The organism is Deinococcus sp. AJ005 (assembly GCF_009017495.1).
Classification (GTDB): Bacteria; Deinococcota; Deinococci; order Deinococcales; family Deinococcaceae; genus Deinococcus.
On record NZ_CP044990.1, the window covers coordinates 3045255 to 3068368 of the forward strand.

Genomic DNA, 23114 nt, shown 5'->3' on the forward strand with positions numbered 1-23114 from the left:
ACGCCTGTTCTCTGCGCCCCGCTCCCTGTTATCCCTCACTATCCGCAGCAACCGTGATCAACCCATGATCAACTTCCGGCCCTAAACAGGAAAACCCTGCCGGGAGGAAAAGATCCGGCAATCTGGCAACAGATACAGGAAGCGGAGGCCGTAATCAGGACAGGGGAAAGAAAAAAATCAGCCCTAGCCACCCCGCATCAGCAGAGGGCGGACTCCTCCAGTTCCGCCTCACCCTGCACGACGGCCCGGTCCCGGCCCGAGGCTTTGGCCGCGTACAGGGCGGCGTCGGCGCGGGCCAGCAACCCGCTGAAATCCTCGCCTGTCCGGACACTGCTGGAGCCGATGCTGGCCGTCACCTGAAGGTGCTGAGGCCAGTTCCAGGCACGGAATTCGGCCAGCAGCCCTTCGGCGCGGACCCTGGCACGCTCGGGAGGCGTGCCCGGCATCACCACGATAAATTCCTCTCCTCCCCAGCGGCCCACCGTGGGCGACGGCGAACCTTTTTCAGTGGCGCAGTTTCGCAGCACCTGTGCCGCCGCCACCAGCACCTCGTCGCCGACGCCGTGGCCGTGGCCGTCATTGATGCGCTTGAAGTGGTCCAGATCGATCAGAAACAGCGAACCGGCCTGCCCCTGCGCCGCGTCCCGGAGCAGGGCCTCGACTGCCGGGTAGACGGCGTGGCGGTTGGGCAGGCCAGTCAGGGCGTCCGTGAAAGCCATCTGGCGCAGCAGTTCCTGGGTCTGGGTCTGGCTGGCGTACTGGGTACGGAACCACGACAGACCCCAGACCAGCAGGAACACCATCACGGCATTGAGCTGCACCCGCACCAGCCCGGAAGCGGACGATGCGGCGTAGGTGGCGGGCAGCAACCACGGCAGCAGCAGGCTGAAGGACAGATAGCTCAGGTTGAAGGGCGTGGCGCGGCGCGGCGGCAGGGCCAGAAAGGCCAGCACGCAGACACCGATCACGGCCCAGTACGGCCCGCTGTTGGGATAGGCCCCCGGCATCGCGGCGGCACCCAGGCTGACCAGCACGATATGAGCCATGCTCGCGGCGGCCAGTACCACAACGGAGGCCAGCTCAGCGACAATCAACGCCCGACCTGACAGCAGCCACCATAGGTTCAGCGCACTCAAACCCATCAGCACCGGGGCGACGTATTGCAGGTACGGTTCATGCAGGTTCAGCGCTCGTTGCATGACGACGCCGAACAGCAGCAGCGTCATGCCGCAGACCACCGCGCCGATGTACAGCCGCCGCCGGACCGTCTCGCCGTAGGGATCACGGCTCGGCAGGTGGAGATTGGCTTGCGGGTCCATGCTGCCCAGGATAGTCAATTCGCTCTTGCCCACACCTGACAGCGCAGTGGTTGGGGCCAGTAAAATCTGTTTGCCGCTCCCGCTCCACTGCACCTCATGCGCCCGTCCCGAAGACTGGGAGCATGAGGCAGACTGGGGATATGAGACCGTCCCCGCCCCCGGTTCGTCCCAGGCCTTCGCCACTTGCACCAGGCAAACCGCAGATCGGCCCCGCCCTGTGGACCACTGCCGCACTGATCGCGCTGATCTGGGTGCAGGAAATCGTCGATCTGTTCGGCTTTGGCGGGCGGCTGGACTACTACGGCATCGAGCCACGCGTGCCCGGCACCTTCTGGCATGTGCTGACCGCGCCGTTCCTGCACTACGGCTTTCCCCATCTGATCGCCAACACCGTGCCCCTGGCTGTGCTGGCCTTCATGAGCGCGGTGCGCGGTGTGGGGCGCTTTCTGGCGGTCACGCTGGTGGTGGCGGTGGTGGGCGGCGGGCTGGTGTGGCTGCTGGGGCGCGGCGGCAGCGTGCATCTGGGAGCCAGCGAACTGATCTTCGGCTATCTGGCGTACCTGCTGGGCGTGGGCTGGTGGGAGCGTACCCCTGCCGCGATTGGCGTGGCCGTGGTGGCCGCCGTGCTGTACGGCAGCATCATCTGGGGCGTGCTGCCGGGCAATCCGGCGGTGTCCTGGGAGTCGCACCTGTTCGGTTTTCTGGCGGGTTTGCTGGCAGCGGCGCTGCTGCATGGGCGCAGGCCGGGAAAGGGAACGCAGAGCCGTCTGAAAGTCTGAAAGCCCAAAGATGGGCGGTTTAGCGTTCAGGCCTTCCGACATTTAGACCGCCACTGAAAGGGGCTTCCCCCACTCAATCCAGCGTCACCAGTCCATTCGGCGTTTCCAGCACCGCGCGCAATTCAGGCTGCGGGGCCTCGTAGACCTCCACCTCACCCGTGAAGTTCAGGGTGTCCAGAACAGCACGCAGGGCATCCGGGGTGGGGCTGCCCAGTCGCAGCTTTCCCAGCCTCACCCCGGCATCGGTTAACCGTGTGGGGGGCGGGGGCGTGTGCCACACGATGCGGGACGGAGCGACGCCGTGCATCGGCAGCCCGCCGTCTTCAGGCACGGTCAGCGCCCAGCGGTTCTCGCCGCGTGAGAGATCCAACACCTCTGGCCCAGCCGTCAGCGTTTCCACCGCCGCCACCCAGTGGATCAACGCGGGTCCGTCTTCCAGCCGCGCTTTTATTTCTGGGGTGTCCAGCCCGAACCAGCGCGGGCGATTCGGGACAGGGGCACTGGGGTCAATGGCGATGACCTCCAGATAGCAATCCGGCCCCAGCGACAGCAGCGCGTTGTGGGTGCCGAAGTTGTCGTGTTTTCCGCCGTCCTGCATGGGCAGGTCCAGGCGGCCTTCGAGCCACGCGCGGCCCTCTTCCAGCGTGCGGGCGGCGATGACCAGATGATCCAGGGTGGCGGGCATGGGCGCAGCATACGCAGAATCGTGATTTGCAGTCTTGAACGGTGGCCCCGTCCACGCGCACGCTGGGGCATGAATCTGCTGCGCTGGCTTTCGGGGATGTTTCGCCGCGACACCCAGACTCCGCCACGTGACGATCAGGATGACGGCGTGGGTGTGCTGGTTCCTGCCGGACCGCGCCCGCTGCGGGGTGGGGCGCATGCCCAGCCGCCGAGGCCAGAGCAGAAGAGACAGGACACGCCGCGTAGATAAATTCTTGCCTGTCAAAAGACAATCCCGCCGTCTGTGGCGGGTTTTTTCGTCTCTCTGCCCCCACATGCCAGAAGAACGCACGCGAAAATACGCCTCCCGCGCCCGGCAATCTCTATACTCGGCCCAAACATCCCAGATTCCAGACCGGGTGGCCGCCAGAAGCCGCCGCCATTTTTCACCCTATCTCTCCACGGAGGCTCAACCATGCAAGGCAACATGATGGACGTTCAACTGACGGTCCCCACCATTCTGGAACGCATTCGCGGGCAGTACAAAACCCGTGAGGTGGTCAGCCTGCTGGCGGCGGGCCGCGACGAGGCGGGCAATCCGGTTGCCAAGAAGCACCGCATCAGCTACGGCGAGGTAGCGGACCGCTCCCTGCGGCTGGCAAACGGCCTGCTGGGGCTGGGCTTGCAGAAGGGAGACCGGGTGGCGACATTGGCCGTCAACTCCTTCCGGCATCTGGAAGCGTACCTGGGCGTGCCCAGCGCGGGTCTGGTGCTGCACACCGTCAACATCCGGCTGCACCCCGAACAGGTGGCCTGGATTCTGAACGACGCCGAGGACCGCGTGCTGATGATCGAGAACGTCTTCGCCGCCATGATCCCAGCGCTAAAGGCGGCCTGTCCCAAGCTGGAACACATCATCGTGATGGGACCGCTGCCGCAGCCCATGCCCGGCATCCACGACTATGACACCTTCGTGATGGGTGCGGAGCCTTTGTCCCGTTACCCGCGCCTGGACGAGAACGACGCAGCGGCCATGTGCTACACCTCCGGCACCACGGGGAACCCCAAGGGCGTGGTGTACACGCACCGCTCCACCGTGCTGCACTCGCTGGTCAGCGCCCCCAAGGACGCCCTGAACGTGGGCGAGGCCGACAGCGTACTGCCCATCGTGCCGATGTTTCACGTCAACGCCTGGGGCCTGCCCTACACCTGCGCCATGTACGGCGCGAAACAGGTGTTTGCCGGGGTGTTCAGCGATGGCAAGAACATTGCCACGCTGCTTCAGGATGAAGGCGTAACCGTCACGGCGGGCGTGCCCACCATCTGGATGGGCCTGCTGGGCGAACTGGACCGCGCGAAAGAGGCTGGAGAGCCGTACAGGTTGGACGGCCTGGAACGCCTGATCGTGGGCGGCAGCGCCGCGCCGGAATCCATGATCCGCGCCTTCCAGACGCGCCATGACCTGACCATGCTGCAAGCCTGGGGCATGACCGAAACGCACCCGCTGGGCACGGCCAGTAGCCTGCCCTTTGATGTGGATGCCGACAGCGACGAGGGCTTCAAGCTGCGGGCCAAGCAGGGCCGCACCGTGCCGCTGATCACGCTGGATATCGTGGATGCGGGCCGCAAACGCCTACCCCACGACGGCAAAACGATGGGCAACCTGATCGCGCGCGGCCCGTGGGTGGCCAACAGCTATTACAAGGGCGCGGGCCAGGACAACTTCTTTGAGCTGGACGGCGAACTGTGGTTTGACACCGGCGATATCTCCACGCTGGACGAGCGCGGTTACATGCACATTCAGGACCGCAGCAAGGACCTGATCAAGTCCGGCGGCGAGTGGATCAGCAGCGTGGACCTGGAAAACGCCATCATGGCGCACCCCGCCGTGGCGCAGTGCGCCGTCATTGCGATGGACGATCCCAAGTGGGACGAGCGCCCGCTGGCCGTGGTGGTCCCGCGCCCCGGCCAGAGCGTGACCCATCAGCAGTTGATTGAATTGCTGGAACCCCACTTCGCCAAGTTCTGGCTGCCCGACGCCACCGTGCTGACCGACAGCATTCCGATCGGCGCAACCGGCAAGTTCCTGAAACGTGAACTGCGCGAGGAGTACCGGGGCTACTCGGCTGGGAATTCGCCGCATCGGGCCGAGCAGACGGAGTAAATTGACGCCGTAAATTTTGCATAGGCAGCGCCGCCCCCACATCAGGAGGGCGGCGCTGTCACTGTCTCTGGATGAGCTGCTCTTGAACTTCCCCACGTTGTTCAGTCCAGACCCAGCGGTGTGGAACTGGGGGCCTCTCCCGCCTTCCAAAACGTAGAATCCCTCCCATGGCCGTTTCCGTCTCCGGGCAACTCGTGACCTTCAGCCCCCCACCCGGCGCAGTGGCTCTGGTGGGGGATTTCACCGACTGGCGTAAGCAGCAGCCTTTGCCCGTGCCAGCGGGGCAGCCCATCACGCTAACCCTGCCGCGCGGCGCGTGGGTGGAATACGCCTGGCTGGACGCGGCGGGCGTGGCGTTTGCGGACCCCGACAATGCCCAGAAATCCCTGAATCCGTGGTGGCCCTACCCGCGCGCGGCGGTGGTGGGCGAGTACACGCGGCACCCACTATGGCTGGCCCCGGAGGCGACGCAAAAGGGAACCGCCCAGCGCCTGACCTGGGAGGGCAGCGTCTTCCCTGGCACCCGCCGCGCCATCGTCTACACCCCTCACGGCTATATGCCTGGCACGCCGATCCCAGTTTATTACGTGCAGGACGGCGTGGCCTTTTACCGCACCGGCAAACTGGGCGAGGTGATGGACCGCGCGCTGGAGGCTGGACTGGCGACGGGCGCAGCCCTGGTGTTCGTGGAGCCGGGAGACCGCAACGAGGAGTACTACCTGAATGACCGCTACCTGAATTTTCTGACGCAAGAGGTGTTTCCGCGTGTGGAGGGCGAACTGGTCACGGTTGGGGAACGTGGGCTGTGGGGCGCGAGCCTGGGCGGGCTGATCTCGCTGTATCTGGGGAGCCGTCACCCGGAACTGTTCAGCCGCGTGGTCAGCCACAGCGGGGCCTTCATCGCCAGACCTGGGGCCACGGATTCGGCGGGCGTGATTGACACCACCGGGGCCGGGGAATGGTTGCTGGAGGGGTTGCGCCAGACTCCGCCCACGCACCTGAAAACCAGTCTAGATACCGGCGTACTGGAATGGCTGACCGGGCCGAATCGCCGCATGGCGGGCCTATTCGCTGATCTGGCTCTGCCGCACCAGTATCGCGAATACCCCAGCGGCCACAACTGGGTAACGTGGCGCGAGGCGTTGCCAGAGGCGTTTCTATATATGCAGGGCTGAAGCGTCCTCACCACCACCCACGCCATAGGCGGCATAGTCGCCCCATTCATGCGGAACTCTTTTCTCCTGGCACTGGGTTGTTCAACACTGACCCTCAGCAGCGGCGCGGGGGCGCTCACCATGACCTATCCCAACAGCACCACCACCATCCACGAACGGGCCGCCGACTGGGCAGGCGCGGAAGTTCAGGGCACGCAGCTTCACGCCGAGGCCGTCTCGCTGGCTCCGGGCGTCACGAATGGCACGCTGACTTCTGCCCCACTGAGCGCCCCGGCCTTTGATGAACTGGTGCCGTCGTGGAATGCCGTCACACCCGGCGCGGGCAGCGTGAGCGTGGAGGTCCGGGCGCAGACAGGGGCGGCCTGGTCCCGCTGGTATTCCTTTGGAACGTGGAGCAGCACGGAGGGCCGCAGCAGCCTGAATGGGCAGAAGGACAGCGCCGGGCAAGTCATGACCGACACCCTGCGCCTGACCAAAAAGGCCACGGCGTACCAGTACCGCGTGACCTTGCGGGGCGAGGGAACCACGTTGCGCCTGCTGGCCTTCAACACCTCGGACCGCGCCCGCCAGAGCGCCGGACTGGGGACGATCAGCGACAGAGCGGCGTGGGGCAAAGTAAACGACGTGCCGCAGCGTTCGCAGATGATCTACCCGGACGGCGGCGAGGTGTGGTGCAGCCCCACCAGCGTCTCCATGATCCTGGCTGCACGTGGTGTGGACGTCACCGTGCCGCAGGCCGCAAAAGCCACCTATGACCGCGCTTACGACGGCACGGGTAACTGGTCCTTCAATGCCGCCTACGCCGGGGCGCTGGGGATGCGTGCCTACGTGACCCGGCTGCCCAGTCTGGCCGCCGCCGAGAAATTCACGGGTGCAGGCTTGCCGATTGCCGTCAGCCTGGGCTGGAAGAAAGGCGAACTGCCCGGCGCGGCGATAGCCACCAGCAGCGGGCATTTGATGGTTTTAATCGGCTTCGATAAGGCAGGCAATCCCGTCCTGAACGATCCCGCCGCGCCCAGCAACGAAACCGTGCGCCGCACCTACCCGCGCGCCGCCTTTGAGAAGCTGTGGCTCTCGCACAGTGGCGGGCTGAGTTACGTGATCGGGGAGTAGGCGGAGGGCCAACTCGTCCACGGTCAGCCGGGGAACACGGGAGACAATATCCAGCCCATTCAGCAACAGGCCGCTGGTTGTGTCTGCGGAGCGCGTCCGCTCGGACAACTTTAGAGGACGCTCCTTTTCAGTTTCCCAGATGGGCGCACGGGCAGGGATTCATGGCGGCACTCTGCCAAAGTTGTGCTGGACGCAGGAAAGATCAAGACCCCCTGAAAAAACACTTCAGGGCATTCGTCAAGAAATGGCTCTCCCTTGTGGCTCAGGCTGACCTCACTTTGGAAGCGAGCAACGGCCCCGCCTCTCAATCCAGCATTCCAGACGGTGTGATGCGGCGAACGGTACGGCATACCCAGACCTTCAGCCCACGCGCCCTCTACACTCAACCCACGCATGGACTTTCCCACCACCTGCCCCACCTGTGGCCGCGAGAACCGCGCCGAGTACGCCGACAGCAGCGTGCATGACCTGAACTGCGCGAGGTGCGGGTCCGCCTACTGCGTGCTGGTGCGAAAGCAGAAGTTCGAGGTGCTGTTTGACCTGGGCACCCGCGCCCTGATGGACGGCTATGCCCGTGAGGCGGTGGCCAGTTTCGCGGCGGCGCTCGAACGCTTTTTCGAGTTCTATGTGCGTTCGTATGCCCTGGAACGCGCCTCGGACACGGCAGCAGATTTTGGCGAGGCGACGGCAGCGTTGACGGGCACCTGGCGGCATGTGGCCAGCCAGTCCGAGCGGCAACTGGGCATGTTCGCGCTGGCCTACCTGCTGCGCGAGGGCAAGGAGCCGGATTTCCTGACCCCCGCCGCCCTGGGCGCGGACTTTCGCAACCGCGTGATCCACCGGGGCGAGTTGCCTGCCCGCACCGATGTCGAAAGCTATGCCGCGCAGGTCTTTTCCCTGATCGACCGCCTGCTGACCGAACTGGGAGACGGCGCAAAACAGGCCGAACTGGCGCAGGAACAGGCGTTCGCCCTGCACATCGCCGCGCTGCCAGACGGCGTGACCGCCGTGTTCGAGGAACATCCTGGCATGTTCCGCGCCCGCCGTTTCGGAACGCTTGCGCCCATGCCCAAGCCCAGCAAGACGGCCACGCAACCCGCCCTGAGAAGTGGCATGAACGGCAGTGGGATGAACAGCGCCCGTGCGTACCAGCAGGCGCAGCAGCAGGCCCTGTTTCAGCGGGCGCTGGAGGAACGCGGGAAGTTGCTCAAGGGGTTCAAGGGCGGGTAGCGCCAGAAGGCGGCGGCGAGAAGGGAGCGGCGGTTGGACGCCTGAACCCCCGCGCCCCTAGACTGCCCCATGCAGTTTGAAAGTGACCAGCAGGGGGACCGGCGGCGACTGGTCCGGGTGGCGCGGGGCGAGGAGGCGGGCGATCTGCTGATTCGCAGCGCACAGGTGGTCCAGCCCGCCACGCGCGAGATTTTTGAGGCCGACGTGCTGGTGGCAGATGGGCGGGTGGCCGCTCTAGGCGGCACTGGCATGAATTTTGAGGCCGAGCGGGTGATTGAGGCACGAGGCGCGTTCCTGGCCCCCGGCTTCATCGACGGCCACATCCATATCGAGTCCAGCCTGCTGACTCCGGCAGGTTTTGCGCGGGCGGTGCTGCCGCGCGGCACGACCGGCGTGGTGGCCGAACCGCATGAGGTGGTCAACGTGCTGGGCGTGCGCGGTCTGGAATGGATGCTGGAGGCCGGACGAACTTCGGGCCTGCGTGTGTGGGCCTCTGCGCCGTCATGCGTCCCTGCCAGCGAATTCGAGAACGGCGGCGCACACGTCACGGCAGCGGAAACCGCCCGGATGCTGCGCGTGCCCGGCGTCCTGGGTCTGGCCGAGATGATGAATTACCCCGGCGTGCTAGGCGGCAACCCTGACGTCTGGGACATTCTGGAGGCGGGCCGCGCGGCGGGCGGGCGCATGGACGGCCACGCCGCCGGGGTGCAGGGCCGTGACCTGATGGCCTACGCGGCGGCTGGAATGCACTCGGACCATGAGGCCGCCACGCCCCAGGAAGCCCGTGAACGCCTGCGCGCGGGCCTGTGGCTGATGGTCCGCGAGGGTTCGGCGGCCCGCAATCTAGACGCCCTGCTGCCCGTACTCCTAGAGCGCCCGCGCCGCGCCATGCTGGTCAGCGACGACGTGAGCGTGGACGAATTGCTGGGACTGGGCCATATGGACCGCCTGCTGCGAACCTGCGTGGCGGGTGGCCTGCACCCGGCGGACGCGGTAGCACTCGTGACCTGCAACCCAGCGGAATACTGGGGCCTGCACGACTGTGGTCTGATCGCCCCCGGCTATCACGCCGACATGGTGCTACTGCGTGATCTGAAAGGTTTTGAGGTGCTGGAAACGTTCATTGGCGGCACAGAAGCGCGGCCTGGCGAGATTACCCCGCCCCTAGGCGGCGGCGGCGTGGATCTGGGGGCCGACTGGGACACGGCGACGTTTGACGTTCCCGCCCAGTGGCCAGTGATGCAGGTTTCCCCGGATCAAATCACTACGGAGCGGGGCGCACCTGGCAGCGCCAATTCAGAGAGTGGAGGGGCGCGCATGGTGGTGGCGGACCGCTACGGGCGCGGCCACCGGGCAGCGTGCTGGACCTCCGGCACGGGTATGGGCAGCCGGGGAACACTGGGCATCAGCATCCTGCACGACGCCCACAACGCCGCGTTCCTGGGCGGCAACGACGACGATGTGAGGGCAGCAGGCCACGCCCTGCGCGAGATGGGCGGCGGCGTGGTGGTGGTCTCGGGCGGCGCGGTTCAGGCCAGTCTGCCCCTGCCCTACGCGGGCCTGATGACCGATCTGCCCCCGCAGCAGGCTGCCGCCCGACTAGGTGAGGTCACCGCTGCTGCCCGCGCTCTGGGTTGTGTGCTGCCGTACCCGGTCACCACCCTCAGTTTCCTGGGCCTGAGCGTGATTCCATCCCTGAAACTGACCCCACGCGGCCTGCTGGACGTCGATGAGTGGAAGTTGCTGGCACCCACACCCGATCCTTTCTAGAACACATGTCCCGGAAGTGGGCACCCTGGTTTGCAAATCTCCGCCTGAGAGCGCAGCCAGGGGTCCAGATTCCGTCACTCCCCCGATCTCCGCCCCGTATGCCACCGCTTTTGGCACATCTGGCAACTTCATCAGGTGACTGAGAGACGCGCAGACGTGTGTGTTGCCGTCGGGTGATGCGGCGAAATTGCATAGAGCCGGACAGAGCAACCCTCCAGGTGCGAGTTCCGTCTCAAGCCCTCTGCTCCCCAACCCCATTCGTGGAGCGTCTTCGCGCATCTCATTTTGATCTCATATCTCATTAGAGACACATAAGAAGGGGAATAGATTCTAAATCCTAGATGCTGACTGCAATTTTTCATATGACATCTAAAATCATTAAAACCGAATCTGTATTCTCGCAATTACCTTTAAATTTTTGTAAGTGGTTCTACAGTTTTATTTTACACTCTATCTATTTAAATTGAGCCAGACTATTCTTACATTTTCCTTACTCGGCGAAAAATAAAGATCTTTGCTGGGAGAACGATCGACTTACGCCAGCCTCCAATTTTTTCTTACAGACCTCATACCAGATAGCCTTTAAAGGGAATAACCCTCCCCCTATACACCCGTTAAAAAGACGTTAAATCTTAATTTCTGTTAAAAATTGAGCAAAATGAGGCTTTCTGCTATGGATATTTCATAGATGAAGGTCTGGCCAAATCTATAGCGTGATGGCAGCCGAGAAGAACCCACCATCCCCCGGCGACCCACACGCCATTTTTATAGATCCTCCGAATCTGCCCCTTCCGTCGATGACGCGCCTTTCCCAGGAGAACCCACATGTCCCCCATCCACTCCACTGCTCCGCTGTCCCCGCTCGCCAGAGCCGCCCGTCCCCTGCGCTGGCTGGTGTGGTGTGCGCCCCTGATTCTGGCGGCTTGCTCGGGTCCCAGCGTGCCCCAGGAGCCGGTGGCCACGGTCACCACGCCGCCCGTCCAGGAAAGCGTGGCGCAGGACAGCCCAGCACAGGACAGCGTGTATGACGGCACGGACCGCTCCTGGACCGACACGGAAGCGGGCACCCGGCTGACGCAGGAATCGCTGGGGACGGGCAACAACATGCTGAGCAACTCGCCCTGGACAGCAGCCAGCAACGGTTGGGGACCCATCGAGCGCAACATGAGCAACGGCGAATCCGGGGCCAAAGACGGGCGCATGATGGCCGTCAACGGCAAGAAGTACGACAGCGGTTTCGGGACGCACTCCAATTCCTCGATGACCTTCAATATCGGCGGGGTGTGCAACCGCTTCATCAGCGACGTGGGGATCGACGATGAGGTGGGCGACAAGGGCAGCGCGGTGTTCCAGGTATACGCCGACGGCGTCAAACTGTTCGACAGCGGGAAGATGACCGGCGCGGACGGTACAAAGACCGTCAACGTCGACATCGCGGGCCGTAAGGAACTCAAGCTGATGGTCACTGACGCGGGCGACAACAACTACTACGATCACGCCGACTGGGGCGGAGCCATTCTGGTGGATTGCAACGCAGCCAGGGCCGTTGTTCCTGCGCCCGTCCCGACGCCGACTCCCCCCGCACCTGCGCCTGCACCTGCAACTTGGACCAGGATCGCCGGCGAGGGTGAGTCTTTCTCTGTCAGCGGAACGCAAAGGGTCAGATACGGCGCTGGCACCGCGTGGATCGTAAAAGACGTCACCTCCAGTGGCCAATGCACCAATGGGTTCTTCGGCAACGATCCGGCCTATGGCACGACGAAATCTTGCGAGATCAATGCACCTGCATCTGCGCCCGCTCCAATCCCTGCGCCCATTCCCGCTCCAGTCCCTGCGCCCATTCCCGCTCCAGTCCCTGCACCCATTCCCGCTCCAGTCCCTGCACCCATTCCCGCTCCGATCCCTGCGCCTATTCCCACTCCAATCCCTGCGCCGATCCCTGTTCCTGCGCCAATCGTGGTCAATGGACCGCTGGTGATCACCAAGGGCGGCACCTACAGCGGCGAGTACCTCAGCAACGATCCCTCTGTCCCGGCCATCAGAATCAAGACCTCCGAGCCGGTCATCCTGGAAAACTGCACGCTGCGTGGACGCGGCCACCTGATCGACGCTTCATGGACCTCGGCCAACCTGACGGTCCGCAACTGCAAGGGATACGGCCTGAACCCCAATGACCGCACCCGCATTCCAGGCCGTTTCCTTCAGGCCGAGGGCGTCGTTTCCCTGCTGATCGAGAACAACTTCATGGAAAAGACGGCTGGTATCTACATCAACAAATGGCAGGGCAACAAGGGCTTGCCCGTGAGCATCGTCATCCGCAACAACCTGGCCCGCAACATTGAGGGCCGCTACAGCGACGGCAACGGCGGCTTCCAGGACAAGTTCCACCGGGTCCAGTTCGTGCAGTTCAACGGCATGCGTGACATCAGCGGAGCCGAGATCGCCTGGAACCGCGTGGAGAACACGGCCCGCCAGAGCCATGTCGAGGACGTCATCAACATCTACGATTCCACCGGCACGGCCAGCAGCCCGATCCGCATTCACGACAACCTGATCAACGGTGCGTTCTCGGGCCGCCCCGACGCCTCCTACAGCGGCGGCGGCATCATGATGGGCGACGGCTGCAACTCCGGGTACACCGAGGCCACGGGCAACACCGTTCTGGAAACCAGCAACTACGGCATCGCCGTGGCAGGCGGCCACCACCAGAAGATCAGCGGCAACACCATGCTGGCGCTGGGCAAACTGAGCGACGGCACCCTGCTGGACGCCGACAGCGATTCCGGCTTCTACCTGCGCAACTACTGCCAGACGCCAAACGACGCCAGCACCGTGATCGCCGAGGGCAACACTGTGGGCTGGGGCACCCCGACGGCGAGCAACGCCGACGCCCGCTGGGACTGGTCCGTGACTGCCGGCGTGGAACGCAACAACAGCAGCATCCAGGCCGCCAACCGCGCTGTCAACCCGCTGCTTCTGGCGCAGGCCATCACCGCCTGGGAAAGCCGCGCCAAGGCCGCCGGAATGATCGCTGGCCCGCGCTGATCCCCACCGCACTGCCATTCAAAGGCACTGCCCAGGTCCCTCTCCCTTCGGAGGGGGCTTTTTCATGGTCTCTGTCTGCTGGTCGTCTACAGCTTCCGTCTGCCACGCGCCCACACCAGGACAGCGCATCTCCCGTTCACCAAGGGTCCACAACATTGTCAGGAACAGATGCAAATGATGCAGACTTTCCTCCGCAGCTCCCGAGATATGCGCGATACGGATTCCGTCTGTTTCATTAACAAACCGGGAAAGCACCAGTTCGTTCACTCCACGCCCGGAACCCCTCTTTCTCGCATCCGCTCGGATCTTCATCGTTTTGCAACCGATTCAATCGGAGTCCATACGAATGGCGCTGGGAATTAAGAAACCCCCTGCACGAACAGAGGGTGGAAAGATGTTCTTTGCCTGTTGTTGGGGCGAGACACTAGCCTTCCGTCTCGCCCAGATAACTTCGCAGCACGGCGTCCACGAACGCCTGGGGGGAATGGTCCTGCTGAAACCGGGCAGTTTCGGGGGCAAAGGCGGACACGTCGAAGTCCTGCACGCAGCGGGCCAGCGCCGCCGGATTTTCCGGGGCAAACAGCGCCCCCAGACTGTACGTTTTCACCGTCTCGGCCAGCACGCCCACATCGGCGGCCAGCACAGGCAGGCCCAGCGACGCGGCGATGATCAGCGGACCGCTCTGGCCCGCGAAATAGCGCCGGTATGGCAGCAGGCAGGCGTCGGCGGCCAGAAAGTAACCCTCCACAGCCTCGTCGGCGATGTATTCGAGGTGCAGGTGCAGCCGATCCGCGAGGCCCAGCCGCTCTCCCCGCTCACGGAACGCCTCGGCGTCGAAGGCGTGTGCGGAACCCGCCACCAGCAGATGGACATGGGAGGGAAGCAGGGCCAGGGCCTCCAGTGCCAGATCGCTGCCCTTGTCGTGCCGGGTCCCGCCAAAGGCCAGCAGCACCGTGGCCTGGGCCGGAATATTCATCTGCTGGCGCACAGCCTGCCTGGCCTGCTCACGTTCCTCGGGTTGAAATTGCAGCGGATGGGCAGGATGCGGCACGGCGTCCAGCTCTCCAGCTTGGACGCCGCTGATCAGTGCCCTGGAATGCATCATCACGCGCAGGCCCAGAGCGCCCAGTGCCCGCAGCAGCAAACGGTGGACCGGCTGGCTGAAACGGCGTGCCTCGAACTCTTCCAAGAAATAGGCCCAGTGCAGCGTCCCCCGCACCGCCATTGCGCGGTTTTTTCGGCCTGCCAGCGCCGCCACCAGCGGGGGTAAAAAGCTGTCCAGCCACAGCAGGTGTGCCGTATCTGCGCCCAGACCGCCAGCCATCCGCAGCGCCGCGCGCAGAAACCGCAGGTTCACACGGTCCCTTGCCACGCGGTTCAGGCGGTAGTATGCCGGGCCGCTGTCCGGCCCACTGCCCGAAAACAGCGGCAGAATATGGCCGGTGGCCTGCGGCACGGCCCGGCAGACCTCTTCCACGAAGGGTTCAGGACCGATGATGTGAACCCGGATGCCCCGGTCCGTCAGGCCCTGGGCCAGCGTGACCGCGTAACCGCCATGATGCCCTCCCCACAGGGGATCGATCAGCGCCACCACGCGCACAGCCCGGCGGAGTGCCGCTTTCCCACCCGCTGGTTTCTCAGGTTCCGCTGGTTTCTCAGATTCCGCTGGCATCACGCCTGCAACACCTGCTGGCGGAAGCTCTCCACCGTGCGCGTCAGGCCCGCGCGCAGGTCCACCCCCGGTGCCCAGCCCAGCAGCTCGCGGGCACGGGAAATATCAGGTTTGCGCTGGCGGGGATCGTCGGCGGGCAGCGGTTCATGAATGATTTCCAGACCCGGCTCGATCAACTCGCGGATCACCTGCGCAAACTCCAGGATGGTGTACTCGTCGGGGTTGCCCAGATTGACCGGGCCGTGGACCACCTCACTCTCGGGCAGGCCCATCAGGGCCACGATGCCGGCCACCAGATCGGTCACGTACTGGAAACTGCGGGTCTGCTGGCCGTCGCCGTAGACCGTCAGCGGTCCCCCGGCCAGCGCCTGCATCACCAGATTGGTGACCACGCGCCCGTCGTCGGGGCGCATGCGCGGGCCGTAGGTGTTAAAAATTCGGATCACGCGGGTATCCACGCCGTGGTGCCGGTGGTACGCGAAGGTGATGGCCTCGGCGTAGCGCTTGGCCTCGTCGTAGCAGCTCCGCAGGCCGTTGGGGTTGACGTGGCCCCAGTAGCTCTCGGGCTGCGGATGCACCTGCGGATCGCCGTAGACCTCGGAGGTGGAGGCCAGCAGAAACGTGGCCCCATGCGCGTGGGCCAGTTCCAGCGCGTTCTGGGTCCCCTGCGCGCCCACCATCAGGGTTTCGATGGGAAACTGCTGATAGTGCGGCGGACTGGCCGGGCTGGCAAAGTGCAGCACGAAGTCCAGCGTCTGGCCATCGAACGCGGCGGCCTTGTAGGGAATCCCCTCACTGACATCCGCCTGAATGAATTTGAAGTTCGGGTGATTCGCAAACAGCGCCGTGTTGGCGGGCTGCCCGGAGATGTAATTGTCGACGCCGATGACTGTGTGGCCGTCGGCAAGAAACCGCTCGGTTAGGTGGCTGCCCACGAATCCGGCGCTGCCCGTGAGCAGGATGTTCTTGGGGGCTATGGTCACTTTTTCGCCTGAGACGCGGTCTGCTCGTGGCTGACCTGGCTGGAACTGACCTGGCTGGAACTGATCTGATGCTGGCTGACCTGGCCCTGACCGCGCCGTCCGATCTGCTCCAGCGTGGCGGTGGGCAGCGCGACGCGCAGGGCATTGCGGGTGTCGATCACCAGCGGCTGACGCATGGTCCGCACCGCGCCGTTCCAGTCCATTTCGGTGTAGTCCTTCCACTCGGTCATCAGCAGCACGGCGTCCGCGCCGATCAGGGCGTCTGCAGCAGAGCTGGCCTCGGTGTAATTCAGATGGCCCCACTCGCGGCGGGCGCGCGGCATCGCCACCGGGTCATGCGCCACCACCGTCGCGCCCAGCTCGTTCAGGCGGGCTATGGCGTCGTGGGCCGGGGCGTCGCGCAGGTCGTCGGTGTTGGGTTTAAAGGCCATGCCCAGCACGGCCACGCGCTTGCCCTGAAGCCGGTGCAGATGCTTTTGCAGCTTGGCGATCACCAGTTGCCGCTGGCCCTGGTTGACCGCCACAGCGGCGCGCAGAATGGGCATGTCGTAGCCGTATTCCTCGCCGGTGCTGATCAGCGCGGAGGTGTCCTTGCCGAAGCACGAGCCGCCCCAGCCTGCCCCCGCCGACAGGAACTGCCGCCCGATGCGCGCGTCGCTGCCGATGCCGCGCGCCACTTCCTCGATATCGGCGTCCACACGCTCGCACAGCCCGGCGATCTCGTTGGCGAAGCTGATCTTGAGGGCCAGAAAAGCGTTGGCGGCGTACTTGATCATCTCGGCGCTGCTCAGACTGGTGGCCACCACTTCCGGGCGGGTATACCCCTGGGGCCGGGGCACATGCGCCGGGGCCTGGAAGTCCTGCTCGATCAGCGGGGCGTACAGTTCCAGCAGGCGGGACACGCCCGCGCCGTCGTTGCCGCCCAGCACCAGCCGGTCCGGGTACAGGCTGTCGAACAGCGCCGTGCCTTCGCGCAGGAATTCGGGGTTGCTGACCACGTTGTACTGGTGCTGCTTGTAGTCCGGGGCATTTTCCTCGATGATCCGCGCCACCCAGTCCCCGGTGCCCACCGGCACCGTACTCTTATTGACCACCACCTGCATCTTGCCATTCAGGTGCCGCGCCACGTCCTGCGCCGCCGCTGCCAGATAGCGCAGGTCCGGCTGTCCGCCCGGCAGCGGCGGCGTGCCCACGCAGATAAAGATCACGTCCGCGTCTGGAATGGCCGCCGAATAGTCGGTGGTCCAGTTCAGTCGGTCCCCGCACTCGGCCATCAGTTCGCCCAGCCCCGGCTCATAGATCGGCAATTCGCCGCGCACGAGCATGTCCACCTTGTCCTGATCAATGTCTAGGCCCATCACCTGATGGCCAAAATAGGCGAGCAGGGCGGCGGTGCCCAGGCCGACATAGCCCGTGCCCACGACGGCGACTTTCATGGGGGTGCGCAAGGTAGGGGAATGTGGCATGTTCAGAAATCTCCTCGGAGGGTGGGGGGGGAAAGCAGGGAGGGCACGGCGAAACGGCGGCAGTGAGAACGATTGGATCGACACAGGAGCGGTCTTCAAATGGCGGAACTGGTCAGATGGGGAGGGCCTCTCCCGTAGGTTGCAACTGGAAGCCACCCGCAATGCGGGCCTCGGCCCTGAGCATAAGGCCAGATCCATATGACTGGTTCCTACATGGTGAACTTAATCGATTGGGCGCTAACGAGAAGTAAATTGCCACGACCAGTCCGGCAATACTGGCAACCGTTTTAAAGGACCAGTCTCTCCGGCGGCCCGGCGGGAGAAAGCAGCGCCCCGCAGCCTTTCTCTCCTCTAAACCTACCCCTCAGGGCTTGCTTTTCCCTGTTCTGACGCCTTCATGAAGAGAGCAGCCCTGCGAGGAAACCGTGGGCATCTGTACCCCGAATCGTCCTCGTCTAGAGGCTGCCAAGAACAGGTTTGAAATTGGTAGGTTTAACTCTGGAATGAGCAGAATGGGTGGATGACCCGACGAGGCTACCCCAGCGACGTAGACGACAACACGTATCTGTTTCTGCTCCCGTATCTCCTGCTTAGCCCCAACGATGCCAGACAGCGGTTCCATCCGAAACGTTCTCAATGCGCTGCTGTGGGTGGTCCGCACGGGTGCACAGTGGGCCTCTCTCTCCAACGACTTTCCATCTGCGGAAACGGTGCGCCAACAGGCGCACCGCTGGTTTGAAGCGGGGTGCTTTTTAAAAGCTGCACACGATCTGCGCTTTCTGGCCCGCGTCGAAAAATCGCGGAACGGCGAGCCTACCGCGATCATCATCGACAGCCGGACCCTTCAACGTACGCCTGAAAGCGGGCACCGGGCCGGCTTCGATGGTGCCAAGAAACGCAAGGAAACGAAGGTGCATCTGGCGGTAGATCCGTTGGGTCATTTCCTGGCCGTGCTGACCACACCTGCCAACGAGCAGGATCGGGCACAGGTCTTTGACCTGTGCTTGGAGGTGCAGGCAGCTACGGGCGCAAACGTGGAGATGGCGTTCGCTGACCAGGGGGATACAGGCAAACAAACCGCTCTGGACGCTGCCGAGAGCGGCGTGGAACTGGTGATAGTCAAACATCCAGAGGCCGCCAAGGGCTTTATCCTGGTCCCAAAACGGTGGGTGGTGGAGCGGTCCTTCGCGTGGACGTCACGGTTTCGCCGTTTGGGACGGGACCTGGAACGGCTGTCGTCCACGCTGATGGGATTCCATGTCCTTGCCGCATGCGTTCTGCTCTGCAACAATCTCAAGCCGCTTTTTGTATAGGGTTCTTGGCAGCCTCTAGAGATCAGCTCTGGCCTTCACGAAACTGGCCGCCAGAAAAGAGCCGCCGAAGGCCAGTGCTTTCGGCGGCGCCCAGAGAGACGCTCTGGCGCTAGCGGTGCGGCACGGTAGAGGTCACGTTGCGGCTCTCGCTGGCCTCATGACGGTACAGGGAAGGGGCACCTTCGGGCGTGCTGTCCCAGTCCAGCACCTCAGCCTCTGTGGGCTGGCGACGGCTGCCCAGCAGCACCGCGCCGCCGCCCGCGAACAGCAGCGTCAGCAGGGCGGCCAGCGCTCCTGTGCGCAGGGGCCGGGGCGTCATGGGCCTGGCAGGATCGACGGCCTCGGCGATCACGTCCAGGGTGCCCGCCACACTCTGGCGCGAGGAGGTGATCACGGCCAGATCACGCACGATGGACGCGCGGGCCTGCCTGTTGACGTCATCGGTGCTGAGGCCGCCGGTCTGCGCGGTGCGGTCCAGCACGTCCAGTTGTAGCTTCAGGGCGGCGCGGGCCTGCTCCGAGCGCTTCTGGGCGCGCTGGATGTCCCACAGTTGCAGCGCGGCAACCGTGGAGTTGGCCAGCACGCGGGCCAGTTCGGGGGTGTTGGCCTGAGCGCTCAGGATATAGACGACGCCGCTGTTTGAATTGCTGGGGCTGTTCTTGTCGGGAACGATCTGCAACTTCTTGAAATTACCAGTACTCAGCTCGGTTTCAAGGTCAGTCTTGATCTTGGCCACCGCCACGGGCGCGATGCTGGCGGCCCGCAACCGGTTAATGACCAGCTTGACCACTGCCGGGCTGTGCAGGGCCTGCTCCAGCCCACCGCGCGGCAGGGGCGAGGGCCGCAGCAGACTGTCGTTCAGCGCGCTGCTGCCGTCCTGCTCGGTGAACATGCTGCTGGTGGCCTCGTAAACTTTGGGTTGTAGACCGGACAGCAGGAACGCGCCCACCCCCGCCAGCACTGTGACGCCCAGAATGGGCACGGCGGCGCGGCGCAGCAGACGGACCACCTGTGGAAATTCGAGATCGGGGCGGGTGACAGCAGGGCGGGGAGAGGGGCTTTGCATCATGGGTTTTCCTTTTAAAAGAGCGGGGCTTTAAGAGTCAGGGCCGATAGCACCCAGGGCTTGGAACAAACAGGAGCGTGCGGAAGTCAGGGCAGAACGCAGAGACAGCCTCGGAGAGCGTGGGCGGCAATGGCATTCAGGCTGTGAGGAAGACGCACCTGCTCCATGGCTCCCACCGCGTTCCTCCAGAACCGGGCAGATCGCCGGGGCTGTCCAAGTATCCTGTCCATTGCCCTGCCTCCTGTCTCACAACACCCTCCCTGGTCCCGGTCACACGGTTCTCAGCGCACGATCTCGATACCCGCAATGGAAGGGTAGTCCACCGAGGCGCTCAGGGTGAGATTCAGGACACCACCCGTGACCTGCACGTTCACGGTCTTGACCAGCGCGGTGTTGCCGTTCCCGGCCTGCTGCACGATATCCAGCTTAGGCAGCACGTTCTGACCCTCGGCCACCACGTCGAAGACCCGCTTACCCGCAGTGGTGTGTGCCAGATCGGCGAAATGCAGCCGGAGCGTCTGCGGGCCGTTTTCCAGCGGAATATCGAAGCTGATGGCGCGCGGCGTCAGGCTACCCACGTTGCCCCGGTAGGTGCGGTACAGCGTGTCGTTGGTGGTGCCCAGAATGTCGAGGGCCGTGTTGGGGCCGCCGTCTGGCTCATTCTTGGCTGTCTTCGGCGTGAACAGCGCGTAATCGTTGCGGTCCCGGTCCGAGAACCACACATTGCCCTGCGGATCGGTGAACTGGCCCCCAGCAGGCGTGAGGCCCACATCGATCAGGATGGAGGCGGGCTTGAGGTTGCCGATCAGGTAGATGTTGTCGTTGTAGTCGTAGTTGATGCCCGAGTAATCCATGACCAGCAGGTAACTGCCGGGCATGATCTGGCCTGCCCGGTCCCTGGCCTTGAAAAAGCGCACATGCTGGCCGCAGGGGTCTGTACACTTATTGCCCCGGTCCGCGTTCTGGTCGTTCAGCGTGGGATCGCTGCTCTCGCTGTCTACCCTGAAGCCAAAGGTGGCAGCCGGCAAGAAGGTGGCCACCGCCGGAGCGTTGGTGCCGTTCTTGCGGGGCAGCACCGACTGACCGTCGATGCCCGCCTGGGTCAGGATGGCGGGGCCGTCGCTGCCGCCCTTGGAAAACCATTTCAGGGTGGCTGCGTCGCCCTGGGTGTGGTAGGCGGCCAGTTGCTGAACGGTCACAGGCGCGGTGGCGTCGATGCGCTGCCAGTACGGCGCGATCACCTCGTCCCCCTGGGGAGCCACCCGGCCCTCCTGATTCACGTCGCTGCCCGGTGCAAAGGCCGTCTTGAAGCCGAAGCCGCCTTCCACGATCTCTTCCAGCGAAGGCTCCTGCCCGCTCTCGGACAGGCCCTGCCACATGCCCGCAAGCTGAATGACCTGCTTGGGGGCTGCCGCGTCGCTGGATTCCACGGTCAGGGTGCCGCTGTGGACCTTGCCGACTGGCGAAGTGCCCTGCGCCTTGAAAACGACCTGCACGTCCTGGGTCTTGCCCGGGGCGAGGTCCAGCGGCAGGGTCAGTTTGGGGTCCACCTCCCAGGCCCCCGTGATGGGCAGGCCCGTGACCTGCAAGGCACCGCTGCCCGTGTTGGTGATCCGCAGCGTGGCGCGGTCATGCACGCCATTGCTGGGTGGGGTGGCCAGCGAGCCGATGCGGCTGAAGACCAGTCGGTCCGCGAAGGGGCCGCCGTCCAGCGTTTGCAGCTTGGCCGTGCCCGACTGGGGCCGGGTGGCGCTGGCCGTGTTGCTGGGGGCCGAGACGTTCCCGCTCTTGTCCACCGCCACCACCTGATAGTACGAGGGTACGCCCTGCGGCGCGGCGGTGTCGGTGTAGGCGGAGGCCGTCAGCAGGGTGGTGGTCAGCACGGTGAATGTGCCACCAGTGCTGGACGAACGCGACACGCGGTAGCCCGCCAGATCGGGTTCGGAGTTGTCGGCCCAGTTCAGGGCAATGCCTCCGCTGGTGGCTGTGGCAGTCAGGCTCTTCGGGGCCACCGGCGGCGTGACGTCGGCTCCCGGAAGCACCTCGCAGCTCACCTGCGCGTCGGCCCAGTCGGCGTGGTCATATGCGATGCCGTCCCCGGCGTCCGTGACCACCAGCTTCAGTTCCTTGACGCCCTTGACGGAAACCGAGAACACCTTGGGGGCACTGACCCCCGTCATCGTTCCACTTGCGGCCAGCAGTTTGCCATCTCCATAAACCTGAAAAACCACGCTGCCCCGCGTTCCCACCTCTGCGTCAATACCCACGGTGGCGCTGAAAGTGGAGCAGTTGCCGTTCAGGGTGTAGGTCAGCGTGCTGCCCGCATGCACGCCGATCCCTTTGGCGAAGGTCTGGGTGCCGATCTTGAGGGGCTGGCCGTCGCCGGGCAGTTGACTGCCGTTACTTTTATTCAGCTCAATAGGTCCCCAGGCGTTGCTGGCCGAGCTGTAGCTCAGATCGGACAGGTCATTCCGGCCCTGGGTCAGGGGTCTGGGGGAGGCGTCTGCTTTGCCTGTCCAGGGATAGGACTGACCACCCGCGTAGGGGTCCGTGGGTTTGGGAGGATCGGACGGCTTGCAGCCGATCAGTAATCCTGTTCCCAGCAGCGCCAGCGCCATTCCTCTGGCCCATCTGGCCGGCCTCTTGTCCTGTATCTCTTCGCTCATGGTCTCCCCTTTTCGGTCCATTCCCTGTCCCGCCTGCGCTTCAGCTCGGTCTCGCCTTTCTATGCACCCACCATGCCCCATGTGCGGCAGGCCGGGTGTCTTGACATCATTTTTTGACAGTTGGTCTGATCAACATCTGCCGGGCCACGTCAGATACGGCCCATCCGGCTTCAGACTGCGGGCCGATGCGTAAATGTTTCGTTGCACACCGCCCCCACAGCACACGACTCCGAACATGGCAGTTCTGTCCGACTCTGGGGTGAGAAAGCACATGCCTTGTACGGATTCCGTCTGTTTCATTAATAAAAAGAGGCAGCGCCGGTTCGTGCCGGCCATCCCCGGACCCCACCCCACTCCTACTCGCGTCCGCCTGAATCAACCCATTTCGGCAAATGATTTCATTGGAATCTGTGTGACAGGCAGGTTGGCGGCGACTTCCGGACAGGAAACGAATGAGGAACATGCGCCCCCAGGGATGTACAAAACGAAAGCAATCCGTACCGTCCGGGCCAGGATGGGCGGCCCAGACAACCCGTGCCAGCCTCTGATCAGAATTCCGTGACTCCACAGACCAGAACAACGCCGCCTTGCTCCACGCTATATAGCGCCATTTTACCGTCTCCGCACGCGAAAAGAAATCGCTGCTCCTGCCGTCCACAGTCTGCCGCCGCTTGCCCCCTTCCAGGCATT

At 64.2% G+C, this 23114-nt stretch carries 16 protein-coding genes and 1 pseudogene; 9 read left to right on the forward strand and 8 right to left on the reverse strand.

All coding sequences use genetic code 11. The features are described 5' to 3' along the window. Positions 1 to 197: 197 nt before the first annotated feature. Positions 198 to 1319, reverse strand: coding sequence for a GGDEF domain-containing protein (locus DAAJ005_RS16655; protein ID WP_151848078.1), 1122 nt, complete (start codon positions 1317 to 1319; stop codon positions 198 to 200). Positions 1320 to 1459: 140 nt separating this feature from the next. Between DAAJ005_RS16655 and DAAJ005_RS16660 the strand changes: the two genes are divergently transcribed. Further along, on the forward strand, positions 1460 to 2098 hold the full coding sequence (locus DAAJ005_RS16660) for a rhomboid family intramembrane serine protease (RefSeq protein WP_151848079.1): 639 nt from the start codon (positions 1460 to 1462) through the stop codon (positions 2096 to 2098). 73 nt (positions 2099 to 2171) lie between these two features. On the opposite strand, the gene DAAJ005_RS16665 is transcribed toward DAAJ005_RS16660, so the two are convergent. Next, positions 2172 to 2783, reverse strand: coding sequence for a VOC family protein (locus DAAJ005_RS16665; protein WP_151848080.1), 612 nt, complete (start codon positions 2781 to 2783; stop codon positions 2172 to 2174). A gap of 69 nt (positions 2784 to 2852) precedes the next feature. Between DAAJ005_RS16665 and DAAJ005_RS16670 the strand changes: the two genes are divergently transcribed. The 4 genes from DAAJ005_RS16670 to DAAJ005_RS16685 all read left to right on the forward strand — a co-directional run bounded on the left by DAAJ005_RS16670 (position 2853) and on the right by DAAJ005_RS16685 (position 7213). Further along, positions 2853 to 3032, forward strand: coding sequence for a hypothetical protein (locus DAAJ005_RS16670; RefSeq protein WP_151848081.1), 180 nt, complete (start codon positions 2853 to 2855; stop codon positions 3030 to 3032). 204 nt (positions 3033 to 3236) lie between these two features. Beyond that, positions 3237 to 4925 carry a long-chain fatty acid--CoA ligase gene (locus DAAJ005_RS16675; RefSeq protein WP_151848082.1) on the forward strand — a complete coding sequence of 563 codons (1689 nt, stop codon included), beginning with the start codon at positions 3237 to 3239 and terminating at the stop codon, positions 4923 to 4925. 167 nt (positions 4926 to 5092) lie between these two features. Then, entirely contained in the window at positions 5093 to 6100 is a 1008-nt protein-coding gene (locus DAAJ005_RS16680; RefSeq protein ID WP_151848083.1) for an esterase family protein, read from the forward strand. A 120-nt stretch (positions 6101 to 6220) separates the two neighbouring features. Further along, positions 6221 to 7213 (forward strand): peptidase C39 family protein, encoded by a 993-nt coding sequence (locus DAAJ005_RS16685; RefSeq protein ID WP_226342496.1) that lies wholly within the window; start codon positions 6221 to 6223, stop codon positions 7211 to 7213. Between the two features lie 110 nt (positions 7214 to 7323). Here DAAJ005_RS16685 and DAAJ005_RS19460 read toward each other — a convergent pair whose 3' ends face one another. Further along, the gene (locus tag DAAJ005_RS19460) at positions 7324 to 7608 is read right to left on the reverse strand and encodes an ATP-binding protein (protein ID WP_370519830.1); all 285 of its coding nucleotides are present in this window, start codon (positions 7606 to 7608) and stop codon (positions 7324 to 7326) included. On the opposite strand from DAAJ005_RS19460, the gene DAAJ005_RS16695 reads away from it, so the two are divergent. The 3 genes from DAAJ005_RS16695 to DAAJ005_RS16705 all read left to right on the forward strand — a co-directional run bounded on the left by DAAJ005_RS16695 (position 7607) and on the right by DAAJ005_RS16705 (position 13258). After that, complete coding sequence (locus DAAJ005_RS16695; protein WP_151848086.1) at positions 7607 to 8443, forward strand: hypothetical protein; 837 nt, start codon at positions 7607 to 7609, stop codon at positions 8441 to 8443. The two genes, DAAJ005_RS19460 and DAAJ005_RS16695, sit on opposite strands and share 2 nt — an antisense overlap. Before the next feature lie 69 nt (positions 8444 to 8512). Continuing rightward, positions 8513 to 10213 carry an adenine deaminase gene (locus tag DAAJ005_RS16700; protein WP_151848087.1) on the forward strand — a complete coding sequence of 567 codons (1701 nt, stop codon included), beginning with the start codon at positions 8513 to 8515 and terminating at the stop codon, positions 10211 to 10213. An 825-nt stretch (positions 10214 to 11038) separates the two neighbouring features. Beyond that, positions 11039 to 13258 carry an NPCBM/NEW2 domain-containing protein gene (locus DAAJ005_RS16705; protein WP_151848088.1) on the forward strand — a complete coding sequence of 740 codons (2220 nt, stop codon included), beginning with the start codon at positions 11039 to 11041 and terminating at the stop codon, positions 13256 to 13258. A gap of 424 nt (positions 13259 to 13682) precedes the next feature. On the opposite strand, the gene DAAJ005_RS16710 is transcribed toward DAAJ005_RS16705, so the two are convergent. From DAAJ005_RS16710 to DAAJ005_RS16720, 3 genes are read right to left on the reverse strand one after another with little or no spacing between them, the layout of a single operon-like run. Next, positions 13683 to 14930 carry a glycosyltransferase gene (locus DAAJ005_RS16710; RefSeq protein ID WP_151848089.1) on the reverse strand — a complete coding sequence of 416 codons (1248 nt, stop codon included), beginning with the start codon at positions 14928 to 14930 and terminating at the stop codon, positions 13683 to 13685. Beyond that, entirely contained in the window at positions 14930 to 15907 is a 978-nt protein-coding gene (locus DAAJ005_RS16715; RefSeq protein WP_151848636.1) for a UDP-glucuronic acid decarboxylase family protein, read from the reverse strand. The genes DAAJ005_RS16710 and DAAJ005_RS16715 overlap by 1 nt, the downstream gene beginning before the upstream one ends. Before the next feature lie 2 nt (positions 15908 to 15909). After that, on the reverse strand, positions 15910 to 17379 hold the full coding sequence (locus DAAJ005_RS16720; protein WP_226342498.1) for a UDP-glucose/GDP-mannose dehydrogenase family protein: 1470 nt from the start codon (positions 17377 to 17379) through the stop codon (positions 15910 to 15912). A 520-nt stretch (positions 17380 to 17899) separates the two neighbouring features. Between DAAJ005_RS16720 and DAAJ005_RS16725 the strand changes: the two are divergent. Next, positions 17900 to 18692: pseudogene (locus DAAJ005_RS16725) on the forward strand (IS5 family transposase). Positions 18693 to 18801: 109 nt separating this feature from the next. Here DAAJ005_RS16725 and DAAJ005_RS16730 read toward each other — a convergent pair. Both DAAJ005_RS16730 and DAAJ005_RS16735 read right to left on the reverse strand, forming a co-directional pair. After that, entirely contained in the window at positions 18802 to 19758 is a 957-nt protein-coding gene (locus tag DAAJ005_RS16730) for a hypothetical protein (protein WP_192930811.1), read from the reverse strand. 281 nt (positions 19759 to 20039) lie between these two features. After that, positions 20040 to 22424, reverse strand: coding sequence for an NPCBM/NEW2 domain-containing protein (locus tag DAAJ005_RS16735; RefSeq protein ID WP_226342499.1), 2385 nt, complete (start codon positions 22422 to 22424; stop codon positions 20040 to 20042). Positions 22425 to 23114 lie beyond the last annotated feature (690 nt).

Bases quoted from the DNA above. Each gene is read 5' to 3' on its own strand.
- DAAJ005_RS16655 (WP_151848078.1), bottom strand. From the start codon at position 1,319: ATGGACCCGCAAGCCAATCTCCACCTGCCGAGCCGTGATCCCTACGGC.
- DAAJ005_RS16660 (WP_151848079.1), top strand. From the start codon at position 1,460: ATGAGACCGTCCCCGCCCCCGGTTCGTCCCAGGCCTTCGCCACTTGCA.
- DAAJ005_RS16665 (WP_151848080.1), bottom strand. From the start codon at position 2,783: ATGCCCGCCACCCTGGATCATCTGGTCATCGCCGCCCGCACGCTGGAA.
- DAAJ005_RS16670 (WP_151848081.1), top strand. From the start codon at position 2,853: ATGAATCTGCTGCGCTGGCTTTCGGGGATGTTTCGCCGCGACACCCAG.
- DAAJ005_RS16675 (WP_151848082.1), top strand. From the start codon at position 3,237: ATGCAAGGCAACATGATGGACGTTCAACTGACGGTCCCCACCATTCTG.
- DAAJ005_RS16680 (WP_151848083.1), top strand. From the start codon at position 5,093: ATGGCCGTTTCCGTCTCCGGGCAACTCGTGACCTTCAGCCCCCCACCC.
- DAAJ005_RS16685 (WP_226342496.1), top strand. From the start codon at position 6,221: ATGACCTATCCCAACAGCACCACCACCATCCACGAACGGGCCGCCGAC.
- DAAJ005_RS16695 (WP_151848086.1), top strand. From the start codon at position 7,607: ATGGACTTTCCCACCACCTGCCCCACCTGTGGCCGCGAGAACCGCGCC.
- DAAJ005_RS19460 (WP_370519830.1), bottom strand. From the start codon at position 7,608: ATGCGTGGGTTGAGTGTAGAGGGCGCGTGGGCTGAAGGTCTGGGTATG.
- DAAJ005_RS16700 (WP_151848087.1), top strand. From the start codon at position 8,513: ATGCAGTTTGAAAGTGACCAGCAGGGGGACCGGCGGCGACTGGTCCGG.
- DAAJ005_RS16705 (WP_151848088.1), top strand. From the start codon at position 11,039: ATGTCCCCCATCCACTCCACTGCTCCGCTGTCCCCGCTCGCCAGAGCC.
- DAAJ005_RS16710 (WP_151848089.1), bottom strand. From the start codon at position 14,930: ATGCCAGCGGAATCTGAGAAACCAGCGGAACCTGAGAAACCAGCGGGT.
- DAAJ005_RS16720 (WP_226342498.1), bottom strand. From the start codon at position 17,379: ATGCCACATTCCCCTACCTTGCGCACCCCCATGAAAGTCGCCGTCGTG.
- DAAJ005_RS16730 (WP_192930811.1), bottom strand. From the start codon at position 19,758: ATGCAAAGCCCCTCTCCCCGCCCTGCTGTCACCCGCCCCGATCTCGAA.
- DAAJ005_RS16735 (WP_226342499.1), bottom strand. From the start codon at position 22,424: ATGAGCGAAGAGATACAGGACAAGAGGCCGGCCAGATGGGCCAGAGGA.